Genomic DNA, 16814 nt, shown 5'->3' on the forward strand with positions numbered 1-16814 from the left:
TGCGGATACATTGCTTCAGTCAGACTGCTTCATACTAAGAACAGTCACCGTAAACAGGATGATCACCATGCCAAGAACCTGCATGATGGCCAGATGATCGCCAAGAAGCAGAACACCAAATAAGGAGGCTGTCACCGGTTCGACCATAGCGACCATTGAAGCCGTTGTCGGGGTTGTCTTTCGAATACCAATCACATATAAAATAAATGAAATTCCTGCACCCACGAGCCCTAATAATAGAAACCATCCTATGTCGCTGGACGTAACCACCGCAGCAGTTTCCCCTTTGTCCGTAAAAAGAAAAAGGAGAAGACAAAAGGAAAAAAAGGCAATCGTTAACGAAGTCTGCGGTTTTCCGATAGAAGAGGCATTTTTAAATCCGAAGATAAACAAAGCATACGAAAGCCCCGCAGTAAGACCCGCGGCCGCCCCTAGTAAGCTTACGGTAACCGAATCAATGTTATAGGCACCGGTTAGCAGGACGATCCCCACAAGTACGCCGGCGATGCATCCCCACTTAAACCAAGTTGAACGTTCCAGTCGTAATAAAAAGGAGATTAAAAGGACAAACACAGGAGCTGTGTACATTAAAGTTGCGGCCACAGCTACGCTTGAAGCTTGAATACTGAGAAAGTAAAAAGTAAAATTTCCAGCCACACCAACGCCCGCTAAAAAGGACCATATGTATAATCGGGACGATCCTCCCGACCAATTTTGTTTAAAACGAAAGAGAAACCACGCGAGAAAACATATAAACCCAACAGCCCCCCGGTAAAATGAAATCACAATCGGATCCCATCCCCTGGTCATTAATATATCAGCTATTCCTCCGCTGATGCCCCAGCATATAGCGGCCAGCATCACGAAGCCTACCCCTGCAAATCTCATCGTCTGCCTCCTAAAGATAAGTAATGGTACAAATATTTGTGAATGTACTAACGTAATTTAAAGCTCATCCAGTTCGCTTTAAAGGTGTTAACGGTAATTCCTTTAAACTCTCAACTCTAAACCTCCATATAAATCGAAATGCCAACGATCCGGGATGATTTCAACCACTGCGATGCTTACCTGTATATTTAATAGAAACTTCTTGTTTAAGGAGGCTCGAGGATCAGTCGGTATTTTTAGTAATTTTAATGGAAAACTAAAAAAATAAGGTTATTTTACTTTTAACCGGGGTAGGAAATAGAAGTATTTAAACTAAAAAGAATGGTGATCATATGGGGCTCTTTTACTATATAAAGAAATATTTCAAAATGTCGAGACGTCAGCGGAAAATTGAATTAAAATCAACTCTTTGGTTTATGCCTTTCTGGTATATCGTTGGAGCGGTATGTTTATCCGCTTTTACTTTTTATCTCGATTATGTCATTGATATCAGCTTATATCTGCCGGCCGCCGTCGGTTTCAGCGGCCAGACGCTGCAGGTGTTATTAAGTGCCCTCGTAGGAGGGGTCCTGACGTTAAGCGCATTTACGATTAACTCTCTGCTCGTCGCCTTGACGACGTTCAGCGGTCAGTTTTCTTCCAAAATGCTTGTCAACTTTGTCAGTGACCGGGCAACCCAGCATGTACTCGGTATTTTTAACGGCAGTTTTATTTATGTGCTCTTAAACTTCTTATACGTTACCCATGAAGAAGAAGAGTACATTGTGGCGACACCGGTTTTATCCATTCTGACAGCTATTACGGCGGCTGTGACGTTTATTTATTTTATTAACCATACAACGACCTGGATGCAGGTGCACAACATCAGCTTTAATATGAATGCCAAGTCAAAATCGGTTCAGGCTTCTCTTGAAAAGGAATTAAAGCCATACCGATTAGAGAAGGAGGCAGAGAAAGAATCCCTCCCAGCTGACTCTGAGGGACATGTGATCAAAGCAAACCAGTCTGGCTATCTTCAAGTGGCTGACTTCTCAAGGCTGGTTAAACAAGCGAACCGAGACAACAGTCTGTTGAGGTTTGATGTCAGAATTGGACAATTTGTCGTAGAAGGAACTCCGCTGCTTACGTATTGGGAATACGGATCAGCCATTCAGCCAGAACGATACTTTAAGACCGTTGAAATCGGGGTCAAACAAACAGAAATTCAAGACCTGGAGTATGGGCTGACTAAGCTTGCCGAAGTAGCCATTAAGGCTTTAGGTCATAATGACCCTCTTACCGTTACGAATACGATTCATCAGATTGCTGATCTGTTGAAGAGCATCGGCCAGTCGACGAATTTTTCTCCTTATCTTTTTGATCAGGAAGAGGAACTGCGCGTTATTTTAAATCAAAAGGACTTTCGTTATTATCTTCATAAGGGATTTGCATCCATTCGTGAGTACGCGAATCAGAACTCAACAGTGATGACAGAGCTTTTAACAATGGTTTCCCTGCTGAGTAAAACGATGGATGAAGACGTGCACAACGACCTATGGGAATTTGCTCGTCAGACAATTTTTGGATTTGATAACTACAGCCTGTACGAAAATGACTGCCTGTATATTTTAGAGCAGTTATCCGACCTCGCTAAAAACACAGATCATGAGCAGGATTACCTTTTCCTGCTTGAGTATATGCTGCAGCGGGTGAGTTCGAAGAGTGCAGCAGAGGTGCGTTCTTCTCTTTAAGATTTAATTTTGAGGATGTACGTAGAGCGGGTACTCGTAACATTTGATGAAGATAGACTTTATAAATGTAAAGTCGAAGGGAAGACACCTGAAAAATACAAAATTAATAGCTCGGATCTAAGCCTTCCATAAGCGGAGGGCTTTTCTTTAATGCTGAGAATTTGCATTTCCCTTCAGGTTGTAGGATCTATTTCGAACAAACCCCTATACTCCAGGCTGATCTTTTGGTTGGGATTAGAGGTAATACTCCGTTCAGTTCTAACGTTCAAAAAAATAACAAACCCCCTTAAACCCATAGCGCACAGAACTAAAGTTATATAATAGAAGGTTATAGCGAAAAAATGAAATAAAGAATAAGAAGCGACGATTTGATGAGATCGTCGATTATTTCTTTTGAGTTAGTAAGGATTGATGTATAGTTTATAAAAAAGCAGTATTTGCCTTCATGGCTCCGTGACAAAAAGGAATCCGCGTATAAAATGGAGACCTAAATTAATGGGTGGTGAGATTATTGAAAATAGTAATAGCAGAAAGAGACAAAAATGAAAGTATTGCAATTGAGTGGCTTATGACTACCTACTCTATTCCAATTCATGAAGTTTTTATTGCTCATACCGTTAAGGAGACAGTGACCTTACTTGAAATAGAGAGGCCTGAACTGCTCTACCTGGAGTTGGATATGATTTCGAACGAAAATTGGTCAATCGTGACAAGTAATATAAAAAAGAATTCTCTACAAATTATTGCTGTTACGGCAGAAGCAACATTTGAGCGTGCGAAGCAGGCTATTGCGCTGGGATGTGTAGATTTACTTGTTAAACCCCTGGATCCAGTTAATCTTAACCAAAGTGTCAGAATGGCGTTGTCCCTTGTTTCAAAGCGAGAAAGCCGTGCTGTCTCTCCGATCGAAAATGATGAGGAACACTCATACCGCTCTCTGTTTGTAGACCGGGATTTAAATAATGGGGAAATCGGGTTAATGCTATTACATCCGGAAAATAATAAAAGATTAGCAGATTTGCATAAGTTTTCGAAATACTTTCCGTTTCGAGAGCCCCCCATATTACTTCCTCTGTCAGATATGGTGATTTGTTTATTTAGAAAGCCTACCCAGCACTTAAGAGAAGAGGCTTGGAAAATTTTAAGAGACTGGGAAGCTACGAACATTGATCCGCTTGCTGCAGTTATTATCCCGCCTAATAATCACCATAAGACGGTCCATGATATGTATCTATCAGCTAGAAGGCTATTAGATATTACGTTTTTTATTGGTTACGGCCAGGTGATCTTACCTCATGAAGCTTACGACTCGTGGTATGAGATAGACCCATTTCTAACGTCTATGGAGCAGCGAGAATGGGTAGAAATGTTAAATCATTTTGATAAAAAACAAATTAAATACAAGATGCATCAAGAGTTTTTACAAATGGACACGCCTTTTCCCAATCCAGAAAAGCTGAGAATAAGGCTGACGAGCATTCTTGCTCAAGTAAGAAGGTTCATGAAAATCTATCAACTGGACCAGGGAAAGATGGAAGAGCTTTATATGAGAATTTTTTCCGAAATATTATTCAATCGAGTGTTGTATCGAATTGTTCAAGAAATGCTTCTGTTTCTTTATGAATTACTTGATAACTCTAATACGGAAGAGGTGTTTTCTAAAAAGGATGTGATCGAGAGAGGGATTCTTTATATTGAAAACAACTATTCGGACCCCGATTTAACCCTTCAAAATGTGGCTGATGCCGTCGGAAGAAGTCCAGCCTATTTTAGTCATTTATTAATGAAAAAGCAAGGGATCCCTTTTCGGCAGCAATTGGCTAACAAGCGGGTTGAAGAAGCTAAACAATTGTTAACGGGAAGCCAGCTTTCCATTAAAGAAGTTGCAGAACAAGCAGGATTCCGTCATCCAAGTTACTTTACAAAGCTTTTTAAAGATATAACCACTATGGCTCCTCGTGAATATCGAGAGTACATGCGAAAAGGATGACTAATATCATAAATAATCATAAAATTCTAAAATAATTTATACTTTCAAAGTAAAAAACGGGAGGATTTTTAGTGTTTTCGAAAGAAATTTAGGAATTTCGAAAATTTATCATCTATTTTTTGAAAAATCAATATTTTATAATTTTACTAGATTAAGATAAGAGGTTTAAGAAATGAACCATGAAAAGAAAGCGTTATCTTCATGGCGGCATTCTCCTTCTTTATCTTTTTTTAAAACCGCTGAAAAAAGGAGAAGGAGGAATGAAGGATGTCGCTGGCTACTGACAAGGGACATGATACGGAACACATAAAAGAGAAAAAAGACAAAACGAGAAAATCTGTATTTGTTCCATCCTTTCTGATTGTCGGAGGAGGAGCCATTTTAGGAATGGTAAACAATGAACTATTGACTGAGATTTCTATGAATGGGTTTACCGGATCACTAAAGGGGCTTGGATGGCTTTATCAAATCATCTCACTTGTTGCCTTAATTATTGTGAGTATCGTTACGTTTTCTAAATTAGGAAACGTTCGCCTGGGCGGGGAAGAGGCCAAGCCGAAATTTCCGTTTCGGGCCTGGTTTGCGATGGCACTGACGGGGGGCATTGCCACAGGAGTCATTACTTATGGGGTAAATGAACCGATTATATACTTCGGTAACATTTATGGAGAAATGGCAAATACGGGTGTCGAACCCGGAACTCCGACGGCAGCTTTGTTCGCGATGGGCCGCTCTTTATATAATTGGACATTTATTCCTTATGCGATGTATTCACTCAGTGGTTTAGTCGTTGCTTATATGTATTTTAACCGAAAGCAGGAATTGTCTGTTTCTGGAACATTAACTCCTCTATTTGGTGATAAAGTCACCAGGGGAATTTGGCCGGGAATCATTGACACCCTCGCGGTCTTAGCGATAGCACTTGGTCTCGCTTCTTCACTTGGAGCAGGACTGGCATTAGTTGGTTCCGGCATTGCCATAACATACGGTATTGAACAAGGACCGGCTGTCTGGTTTATGCTGGCGGTTATTACGACCGGATTATTTACCGTGTCTGCATTAAAAGGGTTAAACAAAGGTATTCGCCGGATGTCCAGTTTGAATGCCACCGTCTTTTATATCCTTCTCGCTGTGCTCATCGTCATTGGTCCTACCTTATACATCTTAAACTCGACTACAGCTGGTTTTTCCTATTGGCTTGAGAATTTCTGGGGATGGGGACTTGATCCTGGCGTAAGAGGAGGAGAGGCTCTTGTCATGTGGTGGACCTTGTATGACTGGGCGATCTGGATTGCGTATGCCCCGTTAATGGGGATCTTTCTCGCTATTATTTCTTACGGGCGGACGATTCGTCAGTTTATGTTCATCAATTGGATTTTGCCAGCGGTCTTCAGTATTCTTTGGTTTGGAGTCTTTGGCGGCACCGCTTTACATTGGCAGGAGAGCGGTACCGTGGATCTGGTGTCGACGATTGAAGAAAGTGGAGCAGTTGCAGGTTTATGGACCTTCTTAGCCAATCTGCCCCTGGCAGCCATCATTATTCCCGTGGTCATGATTGTTCTCATTCTTTCTTTTGCCACGGCGGCTGACTCGATGGTGCGGGCGATATCAACGGTATGTACTGTTAACATCCGCTATGATGAAGAACCGGCAAAATGGAAAATGCTTCTCTGGGCCATTTCCATTGCCACTGTGGCCTTCTTAATGGTTACCTTTGCCGGAGGGGCGCAGGGCGTGGATGGAGTGAAATATTTAGCTGCTTTAGGTGGATCTGCCGTACTTTTTGTTTTTGTCCTACAAGTTTGTTCCGCTATAAAAATGTTCTTTATCGATAAAATTGAAAAATAGAAAGGAGGGAAGCTGTATGACAGCTCAACAACTAAAAGGTGTAACTCTTGGGTCTACGATAACCTTAGAAGAGTTTGTCTCTGTGGTACGCGATGGTACGTATGTACAGTTTTCTGATGCTTACTGTGAACGCGTAGAACACTCCCGTTCCTTCCTAAACAAGCGGATGGAAGAAGAAAAAATCATGTATGGAGTCAATACAGGGTTTGGAGCGCTGTCTACGCACACTATATCAATAGACCAATCGAAACAATTACAAAGAAATATTCTTTTATCACATGCTGCATCCGTTGGGGATCCACTGGATGAGGAATGCGTCAGAGCCATTATGCTGATGGTTTTACAAAATTTAGGGCAGGGATATTCAGGCGTTCAACTACGTACCCTCGAATTGTATCGTGAAATGCTTAATCGCGGGGTTATCCCTTTTGTTCCTCGTGAAGGCTCGGTAGGTTACTTAAGTGTAGAAGCCCATATCGCTTTAGTCCTGATAGGTGAAGGAAAAGCTTACGTGAAAGGAGAGTTAATGTCTTCGAAGGACGCGTTCGAAAGAGCAGGATTAGAGCCAGCTGAATTGGCTGCTAAAGAGGGGCTTGCATTAATAAACGGCACTACAAGTCCAACTGCCATTGGGGCCCTGGCGTTATACGACATGGTGAAAGCAGCCAAATCGGCTGATATCATTGCTGCGATGACTTTAGAGGTGTTAAGAGGAACAACCCGGGCCTTAGATGATCGTCTGATGAGTGTCCGCCCGCATGAGCAGCAAAGAAACACAGCTGCAAATATAAGACGAATGCTGGAGGATTCCATAATTGCCAAGCAATCGATCGATCATCGTCTGCAGGATGCCTTATCCATAAGAGCGATTCCTCAATTACATGGAGCCGCGAAGAAAACACTTTATGATGCCTTGATTACGGTTGAAATAGAAATGAATGCCTGTTGTGATAACCCAATTATATGGCCGGACGAGGATGACGGTGGGGCCATATCGGGAAGTAATTGCGACTCCTCCTATATTGGAATCGAGATGGATTCAGCCTGTATCGCTGTAACGTCCATGGCCAAGATGTCTGAAAGAAGAAATAATCGTCTGATCAACGCGAATCTCTCAGACTATCCTCCTTTTCTTATCCAGGGTTCCGGCCTGAATTCAGGGTTGATGATCCCACAGTATTCACAGGCAGGGCTGCTAAATGACTTGAAAATACTTTCCCATCCGGCAACAGTAGACAGTATCCCAACTTGTGCGGATCAGGAGGATTATGTAGCAATGGGATACAACTCAGCCAAAAAGGCGCGGGACGTCGTGAAAAAGCTTGAATATATTCTAGCTGTAGAGCTTTTGTCTACGTATAATACTCATCAATTTATGGAAAGCAATCTTACTCCAGGTTCTGCGTCACAAGCTGTACTTGAACGTATCGCCCAATACGTCGCACCAATGACAAAGGATAAGTATTTATACCCCGACATAGAAATAATGAAAGAATTACTTCATTCCGGAGAAATCCTTGCCGTTGTAGAAGAAAAAATTGGTGCGCTTCATTAGATTACAAAATTAGAAAAAGCTAAAGGGAGGACATAATCATGGTACAAATAAATGAGGAAAAAGTGGTCCGTTATCGTGGATCGGAATTAAATACAAAAGGCTGGCTGCAGGAAGCGGCTCTGCGCATGTTAATGAATAATTTAGACCCGGAAGTGGCAGAAAAGCCGGAAGAACTTGTCGTGTACGGCGGGATAGGAAAAGCCGCACGAAACTGGGAATGCTTCGATGCTATTGTTCATTCTTTAAAGGAACTTGAAGATGATGAGACCTTACTTGTTCAGTCAGGGAAACCCGTCGCTGTATTTAAATCACACAAAGATGCTCCAAGAGTTCTCATCGCTAATTCAAATATTGTCCCTGCGTATGCCGACTGGGATACCTTTCATGAATTAGATAAAAAAGGTCTCATGATGTATGGGCAGATGACGGCTGGAAGCTGGATCTATATCGGGTCGCAGGGCATTGTTCAGGGAACGTATGAAACCTTTGCTGAACTTGCCAAACAGCATTTTAACAATACTCTTAAACATACGATAACAGTAACAGCCGGCCTTGGTGGAATGGGCGGGGCTCAGCCACTTGCGGTTACGATGAACGGCGGCGTATGCATTGCCATCGAAGTGGATGAAGCGCGGGTCGACCGCCGAATTGAAACCCGCTATACCGATGTTAAAACCGATTCATTAGAGGAAGCTATCCGTATTGCTCAAGAAGCCAAAAGTGAAGGAAAGCCTTTATCCATTGGACTTGTTGGCAATGCGTCAGAAGTTCTTCCAGATATGATCGCTAAAGGATTTATTCCAGATGTATTAACGGATCAGACTTCTGCTCATGACCCATTAAATGGGTATGTTCCTTCAGGTTTAACACTGGATGAGGCAGATCAATTAAGAAAAAATGATGCAAAACAATACGTCACGCTGTCAAAGACATCTATGGCAGAACATGTGAAGGCTATGCTTGACATGATGGAAAAGGGAGCGGTTACTTTTGATTATGGAAATAACATCCGGCAAGTGGCCAAAGATGAAGGTGTAGAGAATGCCTTTGACTTTCCTGGATTTGTGCCCGCCTACATCCGCCCGCAGTTTTGTGAAGGGAAAGGGCCTTTCCGCTGGGCGGCATTGTCAGGGGATCCGGAAGATATCTATAAAACCGATGAAGTCATCCTGAGGGAGTTCAGCGAGAATGAACACCTGTGCAATTGGATTCGAATGGCTCGTGAAAAGATCAGCTTTCAAGGGCTGCCTTCCCGTATCTGCTGGTTAGGCTACGGAGAACGCGCCAGGTTTGGAAAAATCATTAACGAAATGGTAGCAAAAGGAGAATTGAAAGCGCCGATTGTCATCGGCCGCGATCATCTGGATTCAGGCTCTGTTGCCTCTCCAAACCGTGAAACCGAAGGCATGAAGGATGGCAGTGATGCTGTCGCAGACTGGCCGATCTTAAATGCATTGATTAACAGTGTAGGAGGAGCAAGCTGGGTCAGCGTCCACCATGGAGGAGGTGTAGGAATGGGCTATTCTCTTCATGCAGGCATGGTCATTGTGGCGGACGGCACGAAGGAAGCCGAAGCACGTCTTGATCGTGTATTGACTTCAGATCCCGGCATGGGAATCGCACGCCATGTGGATGCGGGTTATGATTTGGCAGAAAAAACGGCCCGTGAAAAAGGTGTCCACATTCCGATGCTCAAACAAGAGGGAGGTGAGAAATAATGACTCAATCCATTTATATAAGCAGAGCCGCTCAATTAATTACGCTTGCAGGTCATTCGCAGAAACCGGCTGTGCAAGAAGCGATGTCGGATTTACAAATTATTGAAAACGGCAGTGTGTTGATTGAGGACGGAAAAGTGACCGCTGTTGGTCCGGATGCAGAGCTTCGCAATAAATACAGTGACCGCATCGGCTCGATGAAAGAAATCGATGCAGCTGGCAAAGTGGTGAGCCCCGGGCTGATTGATCCTCACACTCACCTCGTTCATGCCGGCACAAGAGAAAACGAATACGCCATGCGCTTAAAAGGCAAATCCTATATGGACATTATGGAAGCCGGGGGCGGCATCCATGCCACGACCCGCGCGACACAAGCGGCAAGCCACGAACAGCTTTTCGAAGAATCGAAAAAACGCTTGAACAAATTCTTTCTACATGGTGTCACAACGGTGGAGGCAAAGAGCGGCTATGGGTTGACTCTTGAGCACGAGCTCAAACAGTTGGAGGTGGCGAAGCAGCTTCATGAAAGCCACGCCATCGATATTATTTCTACTTTCATGGGAGCCCACGCGGTGCCAATGGATGAGAAAAAGAATCCAGAAGCATTTGTGGATCGAGTTATTGAAGAGATGATTCCTGAAGTCGCCAGACAGGGACTGGCCAAGTTTAACGACGTTTTTTGTGAGCGCGGGGTTTTCACGCCGGAGCAATCCCGGCGCATTCTTGAAGCTGGTAAAAAACATGGCTTGATTCCAAAGATTCATGCCGATGAGATTGAACCGTATGCAGGAGCTGAATTAGCTGCAGAGGTTGGGGCGATTTCGGCCGACCACCTGCTGCGTGCATCGGATAAGGGGCTAAAAGCGATGGCTGAGAAGGGTGTCATGGGTGTACTGCTCCCTGGTACTGCATTTTTCCTAATGGCGGAATTTGCGCGGGGCCGGGACATGATTGATGCGGGAGTCCCCGTGTCTCTCTCCACAGACGCTAACCCTGGTTCTTCACCGACGATTTCGTTGCCATTCATTATGAACTTAGGATGCCTGATGATGGGAATGACACCCGAAGAAGTAATGACAGCGGCGACGATCAATGCTGCTCACGCGATTGGCATAGCTGATGAAGCGGGCAGCCTGGAGGAAGGAAAAAACGGCGATGTCACTATTTATGACGTCCCGAACTACATGGTGCTCTCCTACCAGTATGGGATGAACCATGTAGATACAGTGATCAAAGCTGGAAAACCGGTCGTTGTGGGAGGTCAGCTGCAATGAGCGCTTATCCATACCCTCAATTAGACCGCCCAAAGTTCATCTGGAACACACGCACCGAAGTGAAATCAGACATGAAGGTTCATGAATGGATCGAGACGTTGGGAGATGGTAAGCCGAATTGGTCCGACTATGACGTGACACTGCTTGGAGTCCCACTCTCCAAGTCGTCTATAAGCTCCTCCTCTGCCAGTGAAAATCCAGATGCGTTACGTCAAGCGTGGAAGGGGTTTGGGACGTATAATTTGGATGAAGACATTGATCTGGCCCAGCTGAGGATCGTTGACCTTGGGGATGTCAAGCAGCACGTCACCGACATTGCCTATACCCACGAGCAGATAACAGAAGCAATGACGGCAATGCGCAACCATCATCCTCATGCCCTCCCCCTCGTTATCGGTGGAGATCACTCGATTACGGCTCAGCTGGTCAAAGGGTGGAAGCAGGCGCATAAGGACGAAACGATCGGCATCCTTCAACTGGATACCCACTTTGACTTGCGGGATACGGCCACCCTCGGACCGGCAAACGGCACACCGATCCGTCAGCTGCTGGATGAAGAAGTCGTAAAAGGCAAACATGTGCATAACATCGGGCTGCATGGGTTTTTCAATGCACGGGAACTAAAGCATTTTGCCGATGAAAAAGGTATTCATTATACGACGATGAAACAATCGCGGAGAAAGGGAATGGAAGCGACGATTAAGCAGGCTTTAGAAACATTAAATGGGGAGGTGGACACAATTTATTTGACGGTCGATATGGATGTGCTGGACATTACCAATGGACCGGGTGCTCCAGCTGCAACTCCGGGCGGCATGTACACCGCAGAGTTATTCGATGCCGTTCAATTGGCGGGGCAGCATCCAAAAGTAAAGGCGATGGACATAGTCTGCCTTGATCCCCGAAAGGATATAGGAGAAATGCATGTAAAGGCGGCCGTCCATACGATGCTTTCGTTTTTAACAGGTTATTGTCAGCGAGGATAAATAGACTAAACCTCAAGTCCTCATCCGAGGCTTGAGGTAAATTTTCAGGTTTAATTTTCTGATTAGTGTGAAAATGGAGGTTTTATTATGGAAGAAAGAAAAGCAGCTGTATCACAGAATCAGCATGTGAAGCACAGAGGGAACATCGCGAATTTCTTTATCATGAGCTTGATCGGTATTTTTACATTCTTTATCCCCATCACAATTGACGGCAGATCGTCCATTCCACTTGATCATTTAGTTACATTGATCCAAACGACCTTTCCTGAACTTATCCCTTACTATGCCTTGCTTGTCATTATTCTTGGTGCCATTTATCCATTTCTCAACAAATCATGGAACAAAGATGGAGTAAACGTGACACTCTCCGCTTTTAAAATTCTCGGCGTGGTTGCAGCTATTATGCTTGTTGTCGATACAGGTCCTGCGTGGCTGTTTGATCCAAATATGGGCCCCTTCCTGTTTGAAAACCTCGTCATTCCCGTAGGATTATTAGTCCCAATCGGGGCCATATTCCTGGCTTTGCTTGTCGGATATGGACTGTTAGAGTTTATTGGCGTCCTCCTGCAGCCCGTCATGCGGCCGATTTGGAAAACACCGGGGCGTTCAGCGATCGATGCCGTGGCCTCTTTCGTAGGAAGCTATTCCATAGGTCTGCTGATTACGAACCGAGTGTTCAAAGAAGGAAAATACACCATCAAGGAAGCGACGATAATTGCCACGGGTTTCTCGACAGTGTCCGCAACCTTCATGATTGTCGTAGCAAAAACTCTTGGACTGATGGAAATATGGAATATTTACTTTTGGGTAACCCTGTTTGTTACTTTTCTTGTAACTGCTATTACAGTGCGGATATGGCCTCTAAATAGAATCAGTAACGATTATTATACAGAGGATGGACAACCGGAAGAAGTAGTCAAAGAGAACCGTATCAAAGCAGCCTGGCACCAAGCTATGGAAGCATCCAGCCAATCCTCTTCTCTTGGAAGGAACATCTGGGTCAATTTCAAAGATGGATTTATTATGACAATGGCTATCCTGCCCTCTATCATGTCTGTCGGTTTGCTCGGATTAGTATTGGCTGAATTTACTCCTGTATTTGATATTGCAGGTTACATTTTCTACCCATTCACCTGGGTCCTGCAAATCCCTGAGCCATTATTAGCTGCTAAAGCTTCAGCGATCGAAATTGCAGAAATGTTTCTGCCGGCTTTGTTAGTTGCGGATGCTCCGCTTATTACAAAGTTTGTGATCGGAAGTTTGTCCGTATCAGCTGTATTGTTCTTCTCAGCTTTGATTCCATGTATCCTGTCAACGGAAATTCCAATCAGCATTCCAAAGTTAATTATCATTTGGATCGAGCGAACAATCTTAACGTTGGTTATCGTCACGCCAATTGCCTATCTATTACTTTAGCAAAGAAAGGTATACTTTTAACTTATCCAGGGAGAAAAGAAATCTTTGAAAAGTAATCTAGAAGAAAATTTGTTACCTGGATTCGATAGATTAAGACATATAGGACTTTGGGGTAAGCCATAAAGGATTTTAACTCTTTCTAATTGAGCTTACTTAAAATCAGCCATATGAATTTTGAAAAAAAGTTAAAATACGATTAAATGGTATAATGGGAGAATAATTAATATGTGAAAGGGAAGGTGTACGATGACCAAACATAAGATCTATACCATGAGCTTCGCTAGCGTTTATCCTCATTATGTTAAGAAGGCGGAGAAAAAAGGACGTACGAAAGAAGAAGTGGATGAGATTATTCGTTGGCTGACAGGATACAGCCAGGAAGGGTTAGAAACGCAGCTCGAAAAAGAAATAGACTTTGAGACCTTCTTTGCGGAAGCACCCCAAATGAATCAATCACGGACGCTGATCAAAGGTGTGATCTGTGGAGTCCGTGTGGAAGACATCGAAGAACCGCTCATGCAGGAAATTCGTTATTTGGATAAGCAGATTGATGAACTGGCAAAGGGAAAATCTATGGAAAAGATTTTGCGAAAAGGTTGAACAGAGAAGCAGCTAGGGAAAGGATCGTTTTTTGTGTACACTTGGGGCTATTAAGAAAAAGCCGCTGAAAAATCCTCCAATAGCCGCACCAGCTAAGGCAGACCCATTCGGAGGTTCACCTTTCAGTAACATAGACATGGAAACCCATACGATAGGAAATAAAATTGTAGCGGCAAATGCCCATATCAGCCGACTTTTCATAGTTTAACCACCTCGTTTTTACTATGTTCTTCTATTACCTTCTTAGGATAAGGTTAAACGATGTATCAACTTCGAGGAATAAAGGAGCACTGCATATGGAAGAAAACGTTTTTGAACAAATGGCCCAAAAGTATGATTCAGAAGAACGAATGGAATTAGCGAACATAATTGTGCAAGAAGTCAGGCAGGAGTTACGAGACAGCCAGACCAAGTCTTTAATGGATTATGGGAGCGGAACAGGACTGGTGAGTCTAGAATTATCAGATTTAGTAGAATCCTTGTTGCTGGTGGACTCCTCCGCACAGATGCTTGAAGTGGCGCAAGAAAAAATTTCTCGCCGAAATATAACCAACGCCGGTATTCTTCATTCTGATTTCACGGTCGACACACCAGAACGAAAAGCAGATATCATTCTAACCTCACTCGTCCTTCTTCATATTCCTGACACAGAAAAAATTCTTACTTCATTATTCAATCGTTTACATAAAGGTGGCAAGCTGATTATTATTGACTTTGACAAAAACGATAAAATCAATCATCCGAGCGTTCATAACGGCTTCTCGCATGGAGAACTGGAGAAAGTGTTAGCTGATGTAGGGTTTAAAACAACAATAACGAAGACTTTTCATCATGGAAAGGGTATTTTCATGAAGCAAGATGCCTCGATGTTTATCTCCAGTAGTATAAAGTAAGAATTCTTTCCGGCCGCAGCCTTTTTAAGAACGTAGAGGTTGAATTGGGAAATAATAAAGCTCAAGGGCGGAAGATTAAAGAAATAAAATGGAATGACCATAATTATGCAGATGACATTCTCATGGATCGACTCGTATGAAGTTATCTATAGAAGCATTTCTTTTAACGAAGGAATGCTTTTTTTATTTCTGAAACAACAATAATATAAACTAAAATAATAAAAATTTATTGTAAAACGATAAATATCATGATAAATTAAATGTATCATTAACTTAGTGAGGTGCACTTGATGAAACGTGGAACAACTCTATTTCTAAAATTGGCTGTCATCCTGATCGGTCTCCCGATCCTTGCTTTATGCATCTTTGCCGTGCCTGGGATCGCTGACTTTGCGGGAGGATTTTTTCCTGATCTCCCTTTCATGAAAATCTTTATTTGGCTGTATTTATATGTGACAGCAATTCCATTTTACTTTGCGCTCTACCAGGCTTTTAAACTTCTTAGTTACATTGATAAAAATAAAGCGTTCTCCGACTTATCCGTCAAAGCATTAAGAGTGATCAAATATTGTGCTGTGGCCATTAGTGGGTTATATGTTCTGCTCCTGCCGGTCATTTATATCGTGGCTGAATATGACGATGCGCCAGGTGTGATTGTACTTGGGCTAATCATCATTTTTGCATCCATGGTAATCGCTGTTTTTGCCGCCGTGCTGGAACGACTGCTGCAGGAAGCGATCCAAATCAAAACAGAAAACGATCTAACGGTCTGAGGTGAAGACAATGGCTATTATTATTAACATTGACGTCATGCTGGCGAAAAGGAAAATGAGCGTAACCGAACTTTCGGAAAGAGTAGGAATTACGATGGCCAACCTTTCAATATTGAAAAATGGGAAAGCCAAGGCGATACGTGTCTCAACACTGGATGCGATTTGTCAGGCCTTAGACTGTCAGCCGGGGGATCTCTTAGAATACAGACCGGAAGAAGAATAAAAGGAAGGGGGAGGTAGGATGAGAGCACTCATACAGCTGGTGCATTTTGGCTGGCAGCAGGCTCTATCCTGCCTGTTTCCGGTCGTTATTTTTGCCTCATTAGCGATTACTCAAGTCATACCGCTGCCTCTGCTGCCGCGCTATGATTGGCTGTTGATCCTCTTCCTGCTCATGCAGTGGTGGATGGTACGCTCCGGGCTTGAAACTCGGGATGAGCTGAAAGTAATTACATTGTTTCACTTCATCGGGCTTGCGCTGGAGCTTTTTAAAGTACATATGGGCTCGTGGTCATATCCAGAAGAAGGTTATTCGAAAATACTCGGCGTCCCGTTATACAGCGGTTTTATGTACGCTAGTGTGGCGAGTTACTTATGTCAGGCATGGAGACGATTTAAGGTGGAGCTTGTGAAGTGGCCGTCTTTTTGGGGCGTCGCTCCTTTAGCCGCCGCCATCTATTTGAACTTTTTCACCCATCATTACTGGGTCGACGTGCGCTGGTGGTTGTCTGCACTGGTTATCATCGTTTTCTGGTCTTCCTGGGTTCGTTATGAGGTGAATGGTTCCCGTTACCGGATGCCGATCGCCCTTTCTTTTGTACTGATCGGCTTCTTCATATGGGTAGCTGAAAATATTGCGACTTACTTTGGGGCCTGGGAGTACCCGAATCAGACGGAAGCCTGGAGTCTTGTGCATTTAGGAAAAGTGAGCTCGTGGCTGCTTCTAGTAATTGTGAGCTTCTTAATTGTAGCGATGTTAAAACAGGTGAAGGGGGAGCGTTACACTCTTACATGGCTTCAGGATAAGAAGACATTTATAATAAAATTTTTTATTTAAATAAGAATTAATAATCGATATTGTAAAAATTTTCCTGTTCAAATCAAAAAATGTCTATTATAATGAACATGCCATCCAACTTACTC

At 43.3% G+C, this 16814-nt stretch carries 15 protein-coding genes; 13 read left to right on the plus strand and 2 right to left on the minus strand.

Annotated elements, in window-relative coordinates:
• Positions 1-15 precede the first annotated feature (15 nt).
• The gene (locus tag ACGTNH_RS04855; protein ID WP_394585422.1) at positions 16-888 is read right to left on the minus strand and encodes a DMT family transporter; all 873 of its coding nucleotides are present in this window, start codon (positions 886-888) and stop codon (positions 16-18) included.
• A 368-nt stretch (positions 889-1256) separates the two neighbouring features.
• Here ACGTNH_RS04855 and ACGTNH_RS04860 point away from each other — a divergent pair, with 368 nt between their 5' ends.
• The 9 genes from ACGTNH_RS04860 (at position 1257) to ACGTNH_RS04900 (ending at position 14005) form a co-directional block, all read left to right on the plus strand.
• Positions 1257-2618 (plus strand): DUF2254 domain-containing protein, encoded by a 1362-nt coding sequence (locus ACGTNH_RS04860; RefSeq protein ID WP_394585424.1) that lies wholly within the window; start codon positions 1257-1259, stop codon positions 2616-2618.
• 502 nt (positions 2619-3120) lie between these two features.
• Positions 3121-4608, plus strand: a complete 1488-nt coding sequence (locus tag ACGTNH_RS04865) for a helix-turn-helix domain-containing protein (protein ID WP_394586136.1) — start codon at positions 3121-3123, stop codon at positions 4606-4608.
• Positions 4609-4875: 267 nt separating this feature from the next.
• Complete coding sequence (locus tag ACGTNH_RS04870) at positions 4876-6456, plus strand: BCCT family transporter (protein ID WP_394585426.1); 1581 nt, start codon at positions 4876-4878, stop codon at positions 6454-6456.
• Positions 6457-6472: 16 nt separating this feature from the next.
• Positions 6473-8011, plus strand: coding sequence for an HAL/PAL/TAL family ammonia-lyase (locus tag ACGTNH_RS04875; protein ID WP_394585428.1), 1539 nt, complete (start codon positions 6473-6475; stop codon positions 8009-8011).
• A 38-nt stretch (positions 8012-8049) separates the two neighbouring features.
• Positions 8050-9729 (plus strand): urocanate hydratase, encoded by a 1680-nt coding sequence (hutU, locus tag ACGTNH_RS04880; RefSeq protein ID WP_394585431.1) that lies wholly within the window; start codon positions 8050-8052, stop codon positions 9727-9729.
• Positions 9729-11003: an imidazolonepropionase gene (hutI, locus tag ACGTNH_RS04885; protein WP_394585433.1), complete on the plus strand. Its 1275-nt coding sequence runs from the start codon at positions 9729-9731 to the stop codon at positions 11001-11003. The genes hutU and hutI overlap by 1 nt, the downstream gene beginning before the upstream one ends.
• Entirely contained in the window at positions 11000-11989 is a 990-nt protein-coding gene (gene hutG / locus ACGTNH_RS04890; RefSeq protein WP_394585434.1) for a formimidoylglutamase, read from the plus strand. The genes hutI and hutG overlap by 4 nt, the downstream gene beginning before the upstream one ends.
• Before the next feature lie 87 nt (positions 11990-12076).
• Positions 12077-13405, plus strand: coding sequence for a YjiH family protein (locus ACGTNH_RS04895; RefSeq protein WP_394585435.1), 1329 nt, complete (start codon positions 12077-12079; stop codon positions 13403-13405).
• A 246-nt stretch (positions 13406-13651) separates the two neighbouring features.
• On the plus strand, positions 13652-14005 hold the full coding sequence (locus ACGTNH_RS04900) for a DUF2200 domain-containing protein (protein WP_394585436.1): 354 nt from the start codon (positions 13652-13654) through the stop codon (positions 14003-14005).
• Between the two features lie 12 nt (positions 14006-14017).
• On the opposite strand, the gene ACGTNH_RS04905 is transcribed toward ACGTNH_RS04900, so the two are convergent.
• On the minus strand, positions 14018-14206 hold the full coding sequence (locus tag ACGTNH_RS04905) for a hypothetical protein (protein ID WP_394585438.1): 189 nt from the start codon (positions 14204-14206) through the stop codon (positions 14018-14020).
• Positions 14207-14301: 95 nt separating this feature from the next.
• Between ACGTNH_RS04905 and ACGTNH_RS04910 the strand changes: the two genes are divergently transcribed.
• From ACGTNH_RS04910 to ACGTNH_RS04925, 4 genes are all read left to right on the plus strand, one after another.
• Positions 14302-14898 carry a class I SAM-dependent DNA methyltransferase gene (locus tag ACGTNH_RS04910; RefSeq protein WP_394585439.1) on the plus strand — a complete coding sequence of 199 codons (597 nt, stop codon included), beginning with the start codon at positions 14302-14304 and terminating at the stop codon, positions 14896-14898.
• Positions 14899-15188: 290 nt separating this feature from the next.
• Entirely contained in the window at positions 15189-15671 is a 483-nt protein-coding gene (locus ACGTNH_RS04915) for a DUF2975 domain-containing protein (protein ID WP_394585440.1), read from the plus strand.
• 10 nt (positions 15672-15681) lie between these two features.
• Positions 15682-15894 (plus strand): helix-turn-helix domain-containing protein, encoded by a 213-nt coding sequence (locus ACGTNH_RS04920; RefSeq protein WP_394585441.1) that lies wholly within the window; start codon positions 15682-15684, stop codon positions 15892-15894.
• Positions 15895-15912: 18 nt separating this feature from the next.
• A complete protein-coding gene (locus ACGTNH_RS04925; RefSeq protein WP_394585442.1) occupies positions 15913-16728 on the plus strand; it encodes a DUF817 domain-containing protein in 816 nt (271 codons plus the stop codon).
• Positions 16729-16814 lie beyond the last annotated feature (86 nt).

The sequence above is a fragment of the Halobacillus sp. B23F22_1 genome, from assembly GCF_043497005.1.
Taxonomy (GTDB): domain Bacteria; phylum Bacillota; class Bacilli; order Bacillales; family Halobacillaceae; genus Halobacillus_A.

Coding starts and splice junctions, on each gene's coding strand:
- ACGTNH_RS04920 (WP_394585441.1), top strand. CDS start 15,682: ATGGCTATTATTATTAACATTGACGTCATGCTGGCGAAAAGGAAAATG.
- ACGTNH_RS04855 (WP_394585422.1), bottom strand. CDS start 888: ATGAGATTTGCAGGGGTAGGCTTCGTGATGCTGGCCGCTATATGCTGG.
- ACGTNH_RS04895 (WP_394585435.1), top strand. CDS start 12,077: ATGGAAGAAAGAAAAGCAGCTGTATCACAGAATCAGCATGTGAAGCAC.
- ACGTNH_RS04910 (WP_394585439.1), top strand. CDS start 14,302: ATGGAAGAAAACGTTTTTGAACAAATGGCCCAAAAGTATGATTCAGAA.
- ACGTNH_RS04870 (WP_394585426.1), top strand. CDS start 4,876: ATGTCGCTGGCTACTGACAAGGGACATGATACGGAACACATAAAAGAG.
- ACGTNH_RS04875 (WP_394585428.1), top strand. CDS start 6,473: ATGACAGCTCAACAACTAAAAGGTGTAACTCTTGGGTCTACGATAACC.
- ACGTNH_RS04915 (WP_394585440.1), top strand. CDS start 15,189: ATGAAACGTGGAACAACTCTATTTCTAAAATTGGCTGTCATCCTGATC.
- ACGTNH_RS04860 (WP_394585424.1), top strand. CDS start 1,257: ATGTCGAGACGTCAGCGGAAAATTGAATTAAAATCAACTCTTTGGTTT.
- ACGTNH_RS04925 (WP_394585442.1), top strand. CDS start 15,913: ATGAGAGCACTCATACAGCTGGTGCATTTTGGCTGGCAGCAGGCTCTA.
- hutI (WP_394585433.1), top strand. CDS start 9,729: ATGACTCAATCCATTTATATAAGCAGAGCCGCTCAATTAATTACGCTT.
- ACGTNH_RS04905 (WP_394585438.1), bottom strand. CDS start 14,206: ATGAAAAGTCGGCTGATATGGGCATTTGCCGCTACAATTTTATTTCCT.
- ACGTNH_RS04900 (WP_394585436.1), top strand. CDS start 13,652: ATGACCAAACATAAGATCTATACCATGAGCTTCGCTAGCGTTTATCCT.
- hutG (WP_394585434.1), top strand. CDS start 11,000: ATGAGCGCTTATCCATACCCTCAATTAGACCGCCCAAAGTTCATCTGG.
- hutU (WP_394585431.1), top strand. CDS start 8,050: ATGGTACAAATAAATGAGGAAAAAGTGGTCCGTTATCGTGGATCGGAA.